14 protein-coding genes and 1 pseudogene are annotated in these 13,059 nt (G+C 64.3%); 10 read left to right on the forward strand and 5 right to left on the reverse strand.

All coding sequences use genetic code 11. The features are described 5' to 3' along the window. Positions 1-359 (reverse strand): annotated as a pseudogene (locus CO656_RS08110) (ABC transporter substrate-binding protein); the annotation flags it as partial. Between the two features lie 204 nt (positions 360-563). Between CO656_RS08110 and mepA the strand changes: the two are divergent. The 6 genes from mepA (at position 564) to CO656_RS08140 (ending at position 6,616) form a co-directional block, all read left to right on the forward strand. Next, entirely contained in the window at positions 564-1,631 is a 1,068-nt protein-coding gene (mepA, locus tag CO656_RS08115) for a penicillin-insensitive murein endopeptidase (protein WP_097525410.1), read from the forward strand. A 132-nt stretch (positions 1,632-1,763) separates the two neighbouring features. Next, positions 1,764-2,144 carry a methylglyoxal synthase gene (locus tag CO656_RS08120; RefSeq protein ID WP_037422647.1) on the forward strand — a complete coding sequence of 127 codons (381 nt, stop codon included), beginning with the start codon at positions 1,764-1,766 and terminating at the stop codon, positions 2,142-2,144. Positions 2,145-2,187: 43 nt separating this feature from the next. Beyond that, positions 2,188-3,207, forward strand: coding sequence for a glucokinase (locus tag CO656_RS08125; protein ID WP_097525411.1), 1,020 nt, complete (start codon positions 2,188-2,190; stop codon positions 3,205-3,207). A gap of 102 nt (positions 3,208-3,309) precedes the next feature. Then, on the forward strand, positions 3,310-5,115 hold the full coding sequence (locus tag CO656_RS08130; protein ID WP_097525412.1) for an ABC transporter ATP-binding protein: 1,806 nt from the start codon (positions 3,310-3,312) through the stop codon (positions 5,113-5,115). Positions 5,116-5,133: 18 nt separating this feature from the next. Further along, positions 5,134-5,952: a 4-hydroxy-tetrahydrodipicolinate reductase gene (dapB, locus tag CO656_RS08135; RefSeq protein WP_037422638.1), complete on the forward strand. Its 819-nt coding sequence runs from the start codon at positions 5,134-5,136 to the stop codon at positions 5,950-5,952. Positions 5,953-5,980: 28 nt separating this feature from the next. Next, complete coding sequence (locus tag CO656_RS08140; protein WP_037422635.1) at positions 5,981-6,616, forward strand: 2,3-bisphosphoglycerate-dependent phosphoglycerate mutase; 636 nt, start codon at positions 5,981-5,983, stop codon at positions 6,614-6,616. 53 nt (positions 6,617-6,669) lie between these two features. On the opposite strand, the gene CO656_RS08145 is transcribed toward CO656_RS08140, so the two are convergent. Both CO656_RS08145 and CO656_RS08150 read right to left on the reverse strand, forming a co-directional pair. After that, complete coding sequence (locus tag CO656_RS08145) at positions 6,670-7,542, reverse strand: bifunctional helix-turn-helix domain-containing protein/methylated-DNA--[protein]-cysteine S-methyltransferase (protein ID WP_097525413.1); 873 nt, start codon at positions 7,540-7,542, stop codon at positions 6,670-6,672. Positions 7,543-7,606: 64 nt separating this feature from the next. After that, positions 7,607-8,104, reverse strand: coding sequence for a DUF2244 domain-containing protein (locus CO656_RS08150; protein ID WP_037422631.1), 498 nt, complete (start codon positions 8,102-8,104; stop codon positions 7,607-7,609). 22 nt (positions 8,105-8,126) lie between these two features. Here CO656_RS08150 and nth point away from each other — a divergent pair, with 22 nt between their 5' ends. Beyond that, positions 8,127-8,903, forward strand: coding sequence for an endonuclease III (gene nth, locus CO656_RS08155; protein ID WP_097525414.1), 777 nt, complete (start codon positions 8,127-8,129; stop codon positions 8,901-8,903). Between the two features lie 12 nt (positions 8,904-8,915). Here nth and CO656_RS08160 read toward each other — a convergent pair whose 3' ends face one another. Then, complete coding sequence (locus CO656_RS08160; RefSeq protein WP_097525415.1) at positions 8,916-9,509, reverse strand: TetR/AcrR family transcriptional regulator; 594 nt, start codon at positions 9,507-9,509, stop codon at positions 8,916-8,918. 65 nt (positions 9,510-9,574) lie between these two features. Here CO656_RS08160 and CO656_RS08165 point away from each other — a divergent pair, with 65 nt between their 5' ends. Then, complete coding sequence (locus CO656_RS08165) at positions 9,575-10,000, forward strand: VOC family protein (RefSeq protein ID WP_097525416.1); 426 nt, start codon at positions 9,575-9,577, stop codon at positions 9,998-10,000. Between the two features lie 129 nt (positions 10,001-10,129). Beyond that, a complete protein-coding gene (locus CO656_RS08170; RefSeq protein ID WP_037422586.1) occupies positions 10,130-11,122 on the forward strand; it encodes an adenosine kinase in 993 nt (330 codons plus the stop codon). A gap of 10 nt (positions 11,123-11,132) precedes the next feature. Here the strand turns inward: CO656_RS08170 and CO656_RS08175 are convergent, their stop codons facing one another. After that, positions 11,133-11,672, reverse strand: a complete 540-nt coding sequence (locus CO656_RS08175) for an SH3 domain-containing protein (RefSeq protein WP_037422623.1) — start codon at positions 11,670-11,672, stop codon at positions 11,133-11,135. Positions 11,673-11,972: 300 nt separating this feature from the next. Here CO656_RS08175 and CO656_RS08180 point away from each other — a divergent pair, with 300 nt between their 5' ends. Next, positions 11,973-12,977: a D-glycerate dehydrogenase gene (locus CO656_RS08180; protein WP_097525417.1), complete on the forward strand. Its 1,005-nt coding sequence runs from the start codon at positions 11,973-11,975 to the stop codon at positions 12,975-12,977. Positions 12,978-13,059: the final 82 nt, after the last annotated feature.

A 13,059-nucleotide genomic window follows, 5' to 3' on the forward strand; every position in this document is an offset into this window, starting at 1 on the left:
AAGGAGACGCTCTCGGCGAGTAAGCCATAGGCTGTTGAAATTTCATCATCGGCCGGCTTCAACAGCGTATCGAAGACGAGCGACAGTCCGACGGCCGGCTCCCCCTTTGTCGCCAGGAGCGGATTGAAGCTGTCGAAGGTGCCGGTCTGCGAGAGTCTGATATCTCCCCCCTTCGGGGCATCGGGATTTGCATAGTCGAAATGCTTGAAACCGGGCGGATATTTGAGTTCGCCGATGAGCGATAGACCATGATGCCAAACGGGCTCTTCTTGAGCCTCTGCCAAGGGCACTGTGAACAGGGATATCGCCAGGAAAGCGGCTGCCAGCTTCATTCGTCCAAAACCGCCACAGTCCAGCATCCCGTCGTCTCTCCTCGTATTTTCAGTAATCCTTGAAACCAGAATAGGCCAAATCTGGGCAATTGACAGGACTTGCCCAAAATCAGGCGAAATTATTCAGTCACATCCGGGTGAGTCGCAAGGCTGATGCAACCGCGGCGAATCAGGATAGTATCGGCGGGATCGAGCCCGCCTGTTGCGCGTCGCTGCCGATGGGGGAATGGAATGGGATTTGACACGCGTGCCGCGCTTCGACGCTGCGGCTCCGCACTGCTGGCGCTGATGACGAGCACGGGTCTTCTCGCGACCGATGCCGCCTCGGCCGACGGCACGCCTGCCAAGGAGCTCTTCGGTGCCAGGGCCTTGCCGACCGCGGCGGCGCCGACGTCCTACGGCTTCTATTCCAAGGGCTGCCTTGCCGGCGGCATCGCCATTCCGACCGACGGCCCCACATGGCAGGCCATGCGTCTGTCGCGCAACCGCCGCTGGGGGCACCCCGAGATGATCGCTCTGATCGAGCGCTTCTCCAACGACGCGGCCGAAAAAATCGGCTGGCCAGGGCTGCTGCTCGGCGACATCTCGCAGCCGCGCGGCGGCCCGATGCTGTCCGGCCATGCCTCGCACCAGATCGGCCTCGACGCCGACATCTGGCTGACGCCGATGCCGCAGAAGACGCTCAGCTATGAGGAGCGCGAATCGATTTCCGCGACCTCGATGCTCGACAAGAGCAAGTTCCTGACGATCGACCGCTCCGTCTGGACGCCGTCCCATGCGCGGCTGATCATGCTGGCGGCGAGCTACCCCGAAGTCGAGCGCGTCTTCGTCAATCCGGCGATCAAGAAGAAACTCTGCGACACCTGGCGCGGCGATCGCGCAGCACTCGGCAAGGTGCGACCGATCTACGGCCACGACTACCATTTCCATATCCGCATTAAATGCCCGGCCGGCTCGCAAGGCTGCAAGGACCAGGCCGCAGTGCCCGCCGGCGACGGCTGCGACAAGTCGCTCGCCTGGTGGTTTACCGAGGCACCCTGGGCGAAGCCGAAGAAAAAACCCGGCGAGAAGCCGCCGAAGCCGAGGTTTGCGACGCTTGCCGACCTGCCGAAGGCCTGCGCGCTGGTGCTGAACGGCCCGGCTCCAGCCTCCGAGCAGCAGGCGACCTTCGGCACGGCCTACCATGCTCCGGCCGCCATTCCCGCCGCCGCGACGAGCATCGAAGCCGTCATTGGGGCCGCGGCCGAGACGCCGTTTGCCGAGATCCCCGTGCCGCTGCCGCGTCCGGCGCTGCAATAAGGAAACATGCAGCAGTGTCTTTGCAATTTCACGGCACTCCTGTATAGCCGTTCAAATCGATTTAAATCGGGATCGAAGTGGGATTGCGCCGTGCTCTCCGCTCTGGCCCCGTGAGCTTGCCGGGGACGCCGCATGGCCGATCGCAGATGTCTCGCCCTGATCGCCCACGATCAGAAGAAGGATGATCTCGCCGCCTTCGCTAAGACGCACGAGGCCACGCTTTCTAGTTGGAAGATCGTCGCCACCGGCACGACCGGCGGCCGCGTTCTCGACGCCTGCCCCGGCCTCGACGTGACGCGGCTGAAAAGCGGGCCGCTCGGCGGCGACCAGCAGATCGGTGCCTTGATCGCGACCGGCGACATCGACTGCCTGATCTTCTTCGTCGACCCGCTGACCGCCATGCCGCACGACGTCGACGTCAAGGCGCTGATGCGTCTAGCCATCGTCTACGACATTCCGATGGCGCTCAACCGGGCGACCGCCGAGCAGTTGATCGACTTCAGGCGCAACTGATACATCTTCGGAAATTGTACGCGCGAGCCGGGACGAATCTGCCATGCTGACTGCGAATGACCAGAGCTTCTCCTTTCCGATCTTGATCGGCGATATCGGTGGCACGAACGCCCGCTTCGCACTGCTCGCCGACCCGTTCGCCGAGCCGCTGCAGCTGCCGCCGATCAAGACGGGAGACTTCGAGACGATTGAGGAGGCGCTCAAGAAGAGCATTCTCGATCATGTCTCCGAAAGACCCCGTTCGGCGATCCTCGCCGTGGCGGGGCCGATCAAGAGCGACGAGATCCCGCTGACCAATGCCGGCTGGGTGATCCGGCCGAAGGACATGCTGGCGAAGCTCGGGCTGCAGGACGTGCTGGTCATCAACGACTTCGAGGCGCAGGCGCTCGCGATCGCCGCTCCGGCCGAAGAGGATGTCGTGCAGATCGGCGGCGGCAGCGCCCGGCCGCGGAGTTCCCGCGCGGTGCTCGGCCCCGGCACTGGCCTCGGCGTCGCCGGTCTCGTCTTCGCCCAGGACACCTGGATCCCCGTACCGGGCGAAGGCGGGCATGTGGATATCGGTCCGCGCAGCGAGCGCGATTTCCACATATGGCCGTTCCTCGAGCCGATCGGAGGCCGCATGGCGGGGGAGCAGATCCTTTGCGGACGCGGCATCATGAATCTCTACCGCGCCGTCTGCGCGGCCGATGGCCTGGAGCCGTCGCTCAAGGATCAGGCGGAAGTGACGACCAGCGCGCTTTCCGGGCAGGATCCGGCGGCGGTCGAGACGGTGTCGCTGTTCTGCACCTATCTCGGCCGCGTCGCCGGCGACATGGCGCTGGTCTTCATGGCGCGCGGCGGCGTCTATCTCGCCGGCGGCATTTCGCAGAAGATCTTGCCGGCGCTGATGAAGCCGGAATTCCGCGCCGCCTTCGAGAATAAGGCACCGCATTCGGCGCTGATGCAAACCATACCGACCTTTGCGGTCGTCCATCCGATGGCGGCGCTTTCCGGGCTTGCCGCCTTCGCACGCGCGTCAAGAGACTTCGGTGTTGCAATGGAGGGACGGCGCTGGCGAAGCTGAGCGGCGGACCGATGCAAGGACTCGCCAAAGCAGCTTCAAACCACTATAGACCCCCGACACGTGGCGCCGACGTGCCACAGCAGGCCAGGGAAAACGGGCTTCTTGAACGCCACGAACAGAAAACAGCGCGCGATGGATTCCGAGACGATCACCGGAATTCTGCGGCGCGTCATCGCTGAGAACGGTCGCGACCACATCCGGGGCTATGCCTTCGCCATTTCCTGCCTGATCGTCGTCGCGGCAACGACCGGTTTCACCGCCTGGATCATGGAAACGGTCGTCAACGAGGCCTTCGCCAACAGGCGGGCGGATATCGTCCTGGTGATCTGCGCGGCCATTTTCGCCGCCTTCGTCCTGCGCGGCCTGGCGACCTACGGTCAAGCCGTCGCGCTGTCGAAGATCGGCAACAACATCGTGGCGCGCTATCAGCGCCGGCTTTACTCCCACATCATGGCGCTCAGCGTCGGCTATTTTCACGAGCATCGCTCGGCGCAGCTTGCGGCGAAGATCAGCCAGAACGTCAGTGGCATACGTGACGTGCTCAACATGACGGTCACGTCGATCGCCCGGGACTTCCTGACTCTGATCGGCCTGATCGGCGTCATGTTCAGCAAGGACTGGCTGCTGTCGCTGATCGTCTTCTTCGTCGCGCCGCCGCTGTTTCTCGGCCTGCGCTACATATCCAGACGTCTGCGTCTGGCGACACGCGAGGCCATCGAGGTCAACAGCCGGGTTCTCGGGGCGATGCAGGAAACGATCCAGGGCATCACCATCATCAAGGCCTTCACGATGGAGAACGAGCTCCGCCGCAAGGTCGAGACGATCATCGATCGGGCCGAGAACCGCGCCAACCGCATCGCACGCCTGAGCGAACGCACGGCGCCGATGACCGAAACCTTCGCGGGCCTCGCCATCTCCAGCGTGCTTGCCTATGCCGCCTTCCGGACGATCTACGGCAACGTGCCCCCGGGTGCTTTCTTCGCCTTCGTCACGGCGCTCTTGATGGCCTATGATCCGGCCCGCCGCCTCGCGCGGCTGCAGGTGTCGATGGAGCGCGCCGCCGTAAATGCCCGCATGATCTACGAGATCCTCGACACGATACCGCATCAGCGCGATCGCCCCGATGCGACCGAGCTCAAGCTCGGTGGGGCGACCGTCGAACTGCGCGATGTCCGCTTTTCCTATGCCAATGGCGACGAGATCCTTAAGGGTGTGAGCTTCCGCGCCGAGGGCGGTAAGACGACGGCGCTCGTCGGACCCTCCGGTGCCGGCAAGTCGACCATCATCAGCCTCATTCCGCGCTTCTACGATCCGCAGTCGGGCGAGATCCTGATCGACCGCCAGAACATCGCCGGCGTTACCAAGCAGTCGCTGCGCAACGGCCTCGCCTATGTCTCGCAGCAGCCATATCTTTTCGAAGGCTCGATCCGCGACAATATCCGTTACGGCCGTCCCGATGCCACGGATCAGGAAGTCGAGGAGGCCGCACGGCTTGCCTACGCGCACGATTTCATTCTGGCGCAGCCGCAGGGCTACGACACGCCGGTCGGCGAGCATGGCGTGACGCTCTCCGGCGGCCAGCGGCAGCGCCTGTCGATCGCCCGGGCGCTGGTGCGCAACGCGCCCATCCTGCTTCTCGACGAGGCCACCTCGGCGCTCGACACCGAGTCCGAGGCCGCCGTGCAGAAGGCGCTCGATCAGGCGATGAGCGGGCGTACCGTGATCGTCATCGCCCACCGGCTCTCGACCGTCGTCAATGCCGACAAGATCGTCGTGATGAAGGACGGCAAGGTCGTCGAGGAGGGATCGCATGAGGAGCTTGCGCGGCGGCCGGACGGTCTCTACGCTCGCCTCCACAACCTCCAGGGCAACGGCGCGGACCTGCCTGACGAAGCGAAAATCCTGTAGATACGAGGAAATCTGGCGATGAGCGAAACGGACATGAAGCTCGTGGTGGTCGGCGCGGCCGGTCGAATGGGCCAGACGCTGATCCGGATCGTTCACGAGACGGCCGGCGTGCGGCTGCATGCCGCGATCGAGCGCTCGAATTCGCCTTTCATCGGCCGGGACGCCGGCGAGCTTGCCGGCCTCGGACCGATCGGCGTCCCCGTCACCGACAAGCCGCTCGAAGCCTTTGTCGAGGCGGAGGGAGTGCTCGATTTCACCGCGCCGGCGGCTAGCGTCGAATTCGCCGGCCTCGCGGCACAGGCGCGCATCGTTCATATCGTTGGCACGACCGGATGCTCCGCAGACGACGAGGCGAAGATCCGCGCGGCCGCCCGCCATGCACGCATCGTCAAGTCGGGCAATATGAGCCTCGGCGTCAATCTCCTGGGCGTGCTCACGGAGAAGGCGGCGCGCGCGCTAGGCCCTGCCGATTGGGACATCGAGATTGTCGAGATGCACCACAAGCACAAGGTCGACGCGCCTTCGGGCACGGCGCTCCTCATCGGTGAGGCAGCGGCGAAGGGACGCGGCATCGATCTTGCGGACCATTCCGTCCGTGTGCGCGACGGCCATACCGGCCCCCGCGCGCAAGGTACGATCGGCTTTGCGACCCTGCGCGGCGGCTCGGTCATCGGCGAGCATTCCGTGATTCTTGCGGGCGAAGGTGAACTGGTGACGCTGTCGCACAGCGCCACGGACCGCTCGATTTTCGCGCGTGGCGCCGTCACGGCGGCTCTTTGGGCGCGCAGCCAGAAGCCCGGCTTCTACTCCATGCTCGATGTTCTCGGGCTCAACTGACACGTCAAACTGCTGAAGGGAAATCGAAATGAGCGGCACTCTCGTCCTCGTCCGGCACGGCCAGAGCGAATGGAACCTGAAGAACCTTTTCACCGGCTGGCGCGATCCGGACCTGACCGAGCTTGGCGTCGAGGAAGCAAAGGCAGGCGGCAAGGCGCTCGCCGAATACGGCATCAAGTTCGACATCGCCTTCACCTCCGATCTCGTCCGCGCCCAGCGCACCTGCCAGATGGTGCTCGACGCCGTCGGCCAGTCGTCGCTGGAAACGATCCGCGACCAGGCGCTCAACGAGCGCGACTACGGCGATCTCTCCGGCCTTAACAAGGACGATGCCCGCGCCAAATGGGGCGAGGAGCAGGTGCATATCTGGCGCCGCTCCTATGACGTGCCGCCGCCCGGCGGCGAAAGCCTGCGCGACACCGGCGCCCGCGTCTGGCCGTACTACCTGACCGAAATCCTGCCGCGCGTGCTCGCCGGCGAGAAGGTGCTGGTCGCCGCCCACGGCAACTCGCTGCGCTCGCTCGTCATGGTGCTCGATCGCCTGACCAAGGAACAGGTCCTGAACCTCAACCTCGCGACCGGCGTGCCGATGGTCTACAAGCTGAAGGCGGATTCCACCGTCGCCTCCAAGGAAGTGCTCGGCGACATGTCGGCCGCGCATTGAGCGCCCACATCCTCGATCGAAGCAAAAGGGGCGCCGCGGCGCCCCATTTTGTTTCATGCCTTTCCCGCTTCCCAGCCGAGGATCGCCCGCTTTCGCGTCAGCCCCCAATGATAGCCGGTGAGTTCGCCGCCCTTGCCGAGCGCCCGGTGGCAGGGCACGACGAAGGAGATCGGGTTGCGGCCGACGGCCGCTCCGACGGCGCGCGACGCGGTCGGTTGGCCGATTTCGCCGGCGATCTTCGAATAGGTCGTCGCCTTGCCGAGCGGAATGTTCAACAGCGCCTGCCAGACCCGGATCTGGAAGTCCGAGCCGATCAGCACGATGTTGAGCGGCTCGTCGGCGCACCAGCGCTCCGGGTTGAAGATGCGGGCGGCATAGCGTGCCGTTGCCGCGCTGTCCTCGAAGTAATTGGCGTTCGGCCAGCGCCGGGCCATGTCCTCGAAGCTCGCCCGCTCCTCGCCGGCGTCGGCAAAGGCAAGGCCTGCGAGGCCGCGCTCGGTCACCATCACCAGCGCCGTGCCGAAAGGGGAAGGGTGGAAGCCGTAGCGGATCGTCAGCCCCGCGCCGCGCGCCTTCCACTCGCCGGGCGACATCGCCTCATGGGTGACGAAGAGATCGTGCAGCCGGCCGGGGCCGGAGAGCCCGACCTCGATGCTGGTCTCGAGCAGCGGCATCTCCTCCTGGCGCAGAAGGCGCTTGGCATGGTCGAGCGTCACCGCTTGCAGGAAGGCCTTTGGCGAAAGACCGGCCCACCGGGTAAAGACCTTCTGGAGCTGCGTCGGCGACTGGCTGAGGCGGCGGGCGATCGTTTCCAGCGACGGCTGGTCGCGGTAATCCTCGGTCAGCATCTCGATGACGTGGCGCACCGTGTCGTAATCGGTGCCGTCCGGGGTGATGTCGATGGGAATGGTTGTGACGACGTTCATGGATCATCTCCTGTCATGCCGCAGGAAACCATGCCGGAGACCGGATAACCACCCGATTCTTGATTCATCTCGACCGCGCCGTGGCGAGCGCCCGGGAGAAGGCGACGGCGAAGGTTTCGCGATCGTCGCGGTTGAGAAACGAACCGACGTCCGTCTGCCGGCCGTCGCCGCTGATCCTCATCGAGACGATGCCGATCTCCTGGTGGCGCTTGATGCTGAAGCGCGCCCAGAAGGGGTTGAAGCGATGCTCGATCATGTTTCCCGATGGCGCGAACTTCCTCACCGACACGTCGGTGCGCGAGACGCTGACCTCCTCGCGGGCGCGCGCCGAATGGTAGTTGAGCCAAAAGGCGCCGAAGAGCAGCACGAAATCGAGGCCGAAGAAGAACACGATCGGCCAGGCGCCGATGACCAGGAACACCAGGACATGCACGGCGCTCATCGCAGCCGCGATCATCAGCAGGATCTTGAACCCTTTGAGGCCGAGCGAGCGGTAGGGGGTGAGTTCCGCCGAAAAGATCGGCGCGTCGTTGATGCTTGTCTCGGCGTTGCCTTCGGTCATAACCAATGACTATAGATGCAGCATGAAAAACGTGAAACGCAAATTGTCGCCGGGACCCGCGAAACCGCGCGCGGCAACGGCTGCCCGCCGATCCACGCGGCAGCGCAGTGTCTATAGCAAGGCGGAGATCGAGGAAATCTTTCGCCGCTTCTCGGTCCAGCGGCCGGAGCCGAAGGGCGAGCTCGAACATGTCAACGCCTTCACGCTGCTGGTGGCGGTGGCGCTTTCGGCGCAGGCGACGGATGCCGGCGTCAACAAGGCGACGCGGCCGCTCTTTGTCGTCGCCGAGACGCCCGAAAAGATGATGGCGCTCGGCGAAGACAAACTGCGCGACTATATCAAGACTATTGGCCTTTACCGCAACAAGGCAAAGAATATCATCGCTCTCAGCCAAAAGCTGATCGCCGATTTCGGCGGCGAGGTGCCGAAGACGCGCGAGGAGCTCATGACGCTGCCGGGCGTCGGCCGCAAGACCGCCAATGTGGTGCTGCAGATGGCCTTCGGCCAATCGACCATTGCCGTCGACACGCATCTCTTCCGCATCGCCAACCGCATTCGCCTCGCACCCGGCAAGACGCCGGACGAGGTTGAGGCCAATCTGATGCGGGTCATCCCGGAGACATATCTCTACCACGCCCATCATTGGCTCATCCTGCACGGCCGCTATGTGTGCAAGGCGCGCCGGCCGGAATGCGAGCGCTGCATCATCGCCGACATCTGCAAGTCGCCCGAAAAGAGTTGCGACATTCCGGCGCCGCTTGTCGAATTGCCGCCACAGGTCCTTCCGGTCGCCGGCTGACGACCCAGCTCTTCATGGGTCGATCAAGCGATCGATCAGCCTGTCGATCGCATAGGCATAGTCGGCCCGCGCCGCACCGGCATCGATCTCGAGCGCTGCCCGGTCGAAGGCGGCGGACAAGAGGAAGGCCATCGCCTTGACCGCCTTCTCCTCGAGGCGGTGGGGAGCCATGGCCGCGCTCAATCCTTCTTCGAGAGTTCTGCCGCCATGCGCGGCGTCGATCGCCGCCATCTCGGTGACGCCGAGGACGGCCGGGCCGTCGAGCAGCAGCAGGCGCACCCGGCCGGGAACCGCCATCGCGTCGAAATAGGCGGCTGCCCCGGCGAGCAGCGCCTCGCGCGGCGCGAGGCCGTCGGGAGCGAACTGCTCGATCGTTGCGGCGACTTCGCGCGCCTCCCTTTCTATCACCGCCCGAAACAGCGACTTCTTGTCCTCGAAATGGTGATAGAGCGCGCCGCGCGTAAGCCCCGCCGCGGCGACGATCTCCGGCGTCGCCGTGTCGGCATAGCCCTTGTCGACGAAGAGTGCGTGTGCCGCGTCGATGATGGCGGCGCGGGTCGTGTCCGAGCGTTCGCGATTCGACCGGCGGCTTCTTTCTTGTTGCATACATGCAGCCTGTATGTTAATGAGATACATACAGATTGTATGATAATGATCGATGGAGGAAAAGCATGAAAACCACGAGCTACTATCCGGTGATCATGACCGCCGATGTGCGGGCTACAGCCGATTTCTATGTGAAGCATTTTCGCTTCGAGGCGCTTTTCGAGAGCGACTGGTACATGCATCTGCAGTCGAGCGAGGACGAACATGTCACGCTTGCCGTCCTCGACTACCGCCACGAGACCGTTCCGGAGCAACGTCGCGCCCCGGTTCAGGGTCTGCTTTTGAACTTCGAAGTCGAGGATCCCGACCGGCTCTATGCCGAGATGCGAGACGCTGGGCTTCCCATTCTCAAGGCCCTCTGTGACGAAGACTTCGGCCAGCGGCATTTCATCACCGCCGATCCGAACGGCGTGATGATCGATGTGATCAAGCCGATCCCGCCGAGCGCCGCCTTCGCAGACGCCTATGATGAAAGGGCGCTGCCGGCGTGATGGCGGCATTTTCGCAGCATTGTTAGAGCTCCGGCGCTACTCGCGCGCCTCAAAGGCGGTACGGCTCTTCCAAATGGTCGGAAAACCGCTATTAACGAACACCGGCCATTCAGGAACCGGACGGAGCTCATGACGAAATTCGATGTACTGACGATCGGCAATGCGATCGTCGATATCATTGCGCGCTGCGATGACAGCTTTCTCGTGCACAACGGCATCATCAAGGGCGCGATGAACCTCATCGATGCGGAGCGGGCGGAACTCCTTTATTCGCGCATGGGCCCGGCTGTCGAAGCCTCCGGCGGCAGCGCCGGCAACACCGCCGCGGGTGTGGCGAGCCTCGGCGGCCGCGCCGCCTATTTCGGCAAGATCGCCAGCGACCAGCTCGGCCAGATCTTTACCCACGACATCCGCGCACAAGGGGTGCATTTCCAAACCAGGCCGCTCGACAGCCTGCCGCCGACCGCGCGCTCTATGATCTTCGTCACCGAGGACGGGGAGCGCTCGATGAACACCTATCTTGGCGCCTGTGTCGAACTCGGTCCGGAAGACGTCGAGCCCGACGTCGTCGCTCAATCGACGGTCACCTATTTCGAGGGCTATCTCTGGGACCCGCCGCGGGCCAAGGACGCGATCCGCGAGGCGGCAAAAATTGCCCATGCGCACGGGCGCGAAACGGCGATGACTCTGTCGGACAGCTTCTGCGTGCACCGCTATCGGGACGAGTTCCTCGACCTGATGCGTTCCGGCACCGTCGATATCGTTTTCGCCAACAAGCAGGAGGCGCTGGCGCTCTACGAGACGGAGGATTTCGATGAGGCGCTTCGAATGCTCGCCGGGGACTGCAAGCTCGCCGCCGTGACCCTCAGCGAGGAAGGCTCGATCGTCGTTCGCGGCGAGGAAAGGGTGCGGGTCGGCGCGACGGCCGTCGCGCAGGTGGTCGACACGACCGGCGCCGGCGACCTCTATGCGGCCGGCTTCCTCTACGGCTACACGACCGGCAGATCGCTCGAAGACTGCAGCAAGCTCGGCAACCTGGCTGCCGGCATCGTCATCGGCCAGATCGGCCCGCGCCCAATGGTCTCGCTTGCCGGTGCCGCAAGGGAAGCCGCTCTTCTCTAGGGTTGGACAGCTACTTGAAGGCCTCGCCCGGATAGGCGCCCCAGATTTCGCTCTGGGCGATCCAGCCTTCCACCCCTTGCGTCTCGGCATGGCACCAGTCGCCATTGCACTCGCCGATATGCAAAAGCACGCCCGGCTGCATGCGGGCGACGATCGGTGCGGTGCTCTGCGGGTCGCGTCGCAGATTGACGAAGACGCCTTCGCCCTTGCCGCGCATCCACGGTGCGGCAACGGCGGTGCGATCGCCGGAAAGCAGCGCCTGGTTGACCCAGCCCTCCGTGCCGTCGGCGTCCCGGATGCGGCGCCAGTTGTCATATTCCTGGATGATCTCGACGGGAACGCCGTTCTTCAGATAGCGGAAGGCGACGGCGTAGTCGAGGCTCGGCCCGATCCTGAGATTGACGCTCTTGGACTTGAGGCTGACGAAGCGGGGGAGCGGCAGACCGCTCGGACCCTTGGCCGCCTGGGCGAAGGCGGCGGAATTCATGCTGGCCGTTGCGAGGACCGTGGCCAGCAGCAATAGAGAGGCTTTGGAAATGAAGTGACGCATGACGAAGCCCATGTTCCGATCCTAAGCGAAGCCTTGCGGTGTCTCAGCGGAGCCGTTCGCCTTCTCAGACGCACAAGGCTCGCCGTGGCACGTTGAATTGCCGCATATTCCAAACCTCGGGTCGGTTCCGATCCGAAGAAGCACCCAGAGACGCGCCTCGCCGGGCGCGCGCCGCGAATCCTTTACCCGGACAGCGACTTTCAATTGTCTTCCCCACCGGGTCTGGTAGAAATTGCGGCTATAGGGGAGAACTATCACCCAACTTGGTTAAGGACCCGTCAACGAGGGCCGCTCGCAGGAATGACAAGCAAGAAGAAGCCAACCGTCTACATCACCCGGAAACTGCCGGAAGTCGTCGAAACGCGCATGCGCGAGCTGTTCGACGCGGAACTCAACATCGACGATACGCCGCGCAGCCAGCCGGAGCTGGTTGCTGCGGTGAAGAGGGTCGATGTGCTGGTTCCGACGCTGACGGACCGGATCGATGCGGCGCTGATCGAGCAGGCGGGCCCGCAACTGAAGCTCATCGCGGCCTTCTCGAACGGCGTCGACAATATCGATGTCGATGCCGCCGCCCGCCGGGGAATAACCGTCACCAACACGCCGAACGTGCTGACGGAAGACACCGCCGACATGACCATGGCCTTGATCCTAGCGGTGCCGCGCCGGCTTGCCGAGGGCGCGCAGGTGCTGACCGACCGCAAGGGCGAATGGGCCGGCTGGTCGCCGACCTGGATGCTCGGCCGGCGCATCGCCGGCAAGCGCATCGGCATCGTCGGCATGGGGCGGATCGGCACGGCGGTCGCCCGCCGCGCCAAGGCCTTCGGGCTGTCGATCCACTATCACAACCGCCATCGCGTCAAGCGGGAGACCGAGGAGATGCTGGAGGCGACCTATTGGGACAGCCTCGACCAGATGCTCGCCCGCGTCGATATCGTCTCGGTCAATTGCCCGTCGACGCCCGCCACCTATCATCTGCTCTCGGCGCGCCGGCTGGCGCTGATGCGCCCAGACAGCTACATCGTCAACACCGCCCGCGGCGATGTGATCGACGAGACGGCGATGATCAAGAGCCTGCGGGAGGGCAAGATCGCAGGGGCCGGCCTCGATGTCTTCGAGAACGAACCGGCCGTCAATCCCAAGCTCATCCGGCTTGCCGGCGAGGGCAAGGTCGTTCTCTTGCCGCATATGAGCTCGGCGACGCTCGAAGGCCGCATCGACATGGGCGACAAGGTGGCGATCAACATCCGCACCTTCTTCGACGGCCACCGCCCGCCGGACCGGGTGCTGCCGGGGCGGGATTGAGGCGGCTACCGGGTGTTTTCGGGTGCAGCCGCCGCGCAACGCCCCCACAAGAGGATCGTTGTGGGGAGCGGCAATGCGGGAC

The sequence above is a fragment of the Sinorhizobium sp. FG01 genome, from assembly GCF_002531875.1.
Lineage (GTDB): Bacteria > Pseudomonadota > Alphaproteobacteria > Rhizobiales > Rhizobiaceae > Sinorhizobium > Sinorhizobium fredii_C.

Excerpts from the sequence above, each read along its gene's own strand:
- mepA (WP_097525410.1), top strand. The coding sequence starts at position 564 with ATGGGATTTGACACGCGTGCCGCGCTTCGACGCTGCGGCTCCGCACTG.
- CO656_RS08120 (WP_037422647.1), top strand. The coding sequence starts at position 1,764 with ATGGCCGATCGCAGATGTCTCGCCCTGATCGCCCACGATCAGAAGAAG.
- CO656_RS08125 (WP_097525411.1), top strand. The coding sequence starts at position 2,188 with ATGCTGACTGCGAATGACCAGAGCTTCTCCTTTCCGATCTTGATCGGC.
- dapB (WP_037422638.1), top strand. The coding sequence starts at position 5,134 with ATGAGCGAAACGGACATGAAGCTCGTGGTGGTCGGCGCGGCCGGTCGA.
- CO656_RS08140 (WP_037422635.1), top strand. The coding sequence starts at position 5,981 with ATGAGCGGCACTCTCGTCCTCGTCCGGCACGGCCAGAGCGAATGGAAC.
- CO656_RS08145 (WP_097525413.1), bottom strand. The coding sequence starts at position 7,542 with ATGAACGTCGTCACAACCATTCCCATCGACATCACCCCGGACGGCACC.
- CO656_RS08150 (WP_037422631.1), bottom strand. The coding sequence starts at position 8,104 with ATGACCGAAGGCAACGCCGAGACAAGCATCAACGACGCGCCGATCTTT.
- nth (WP_097525414.1), top strand. The coding sequence starts at position 8,127 with ATGAAAAACGTGAAACGCAAATTGTCGCCGGGACCCGCGAAACCGCGC.
- CO656_RS08160 (WP_097525415.1), bottom strand. The coding sequence starts at position 9,509 with ATGCAACAAGAAAGAAGCCGCCGGTCGAATCGCGAACGCTCGGACACG.
- CO656_RS08165 (WP_097525416.1), top strand. The coding sequence starts at position 9,575 with ATGAAAACCACGAGCTACTATCCGGTGATCATGACCGCCGATGTGCGG.
- CO656_RS08170 (WP_037422586.1), top strand. The coding sequence starts at position 10,130 with ATGACGAAATTCGATGTACTGACGATCGGCAATGCGATCGTCGATATC.
- CO656_RS08175 (WP_037422623.1), bottom strand. The coding sequence starts at position 11,672 with ATGCGTCACTTCATTTCCAAAGCCTCTCTATTGCTGCTGGCCACGGTC.
- CO656_RS08180 (WP_097525417.1), top strand. The coding sequence starts at position 11,973 with ATGACAAGCAAGAAGAAGCCAACCGTCTACATCACCCGGAAACTGCCG.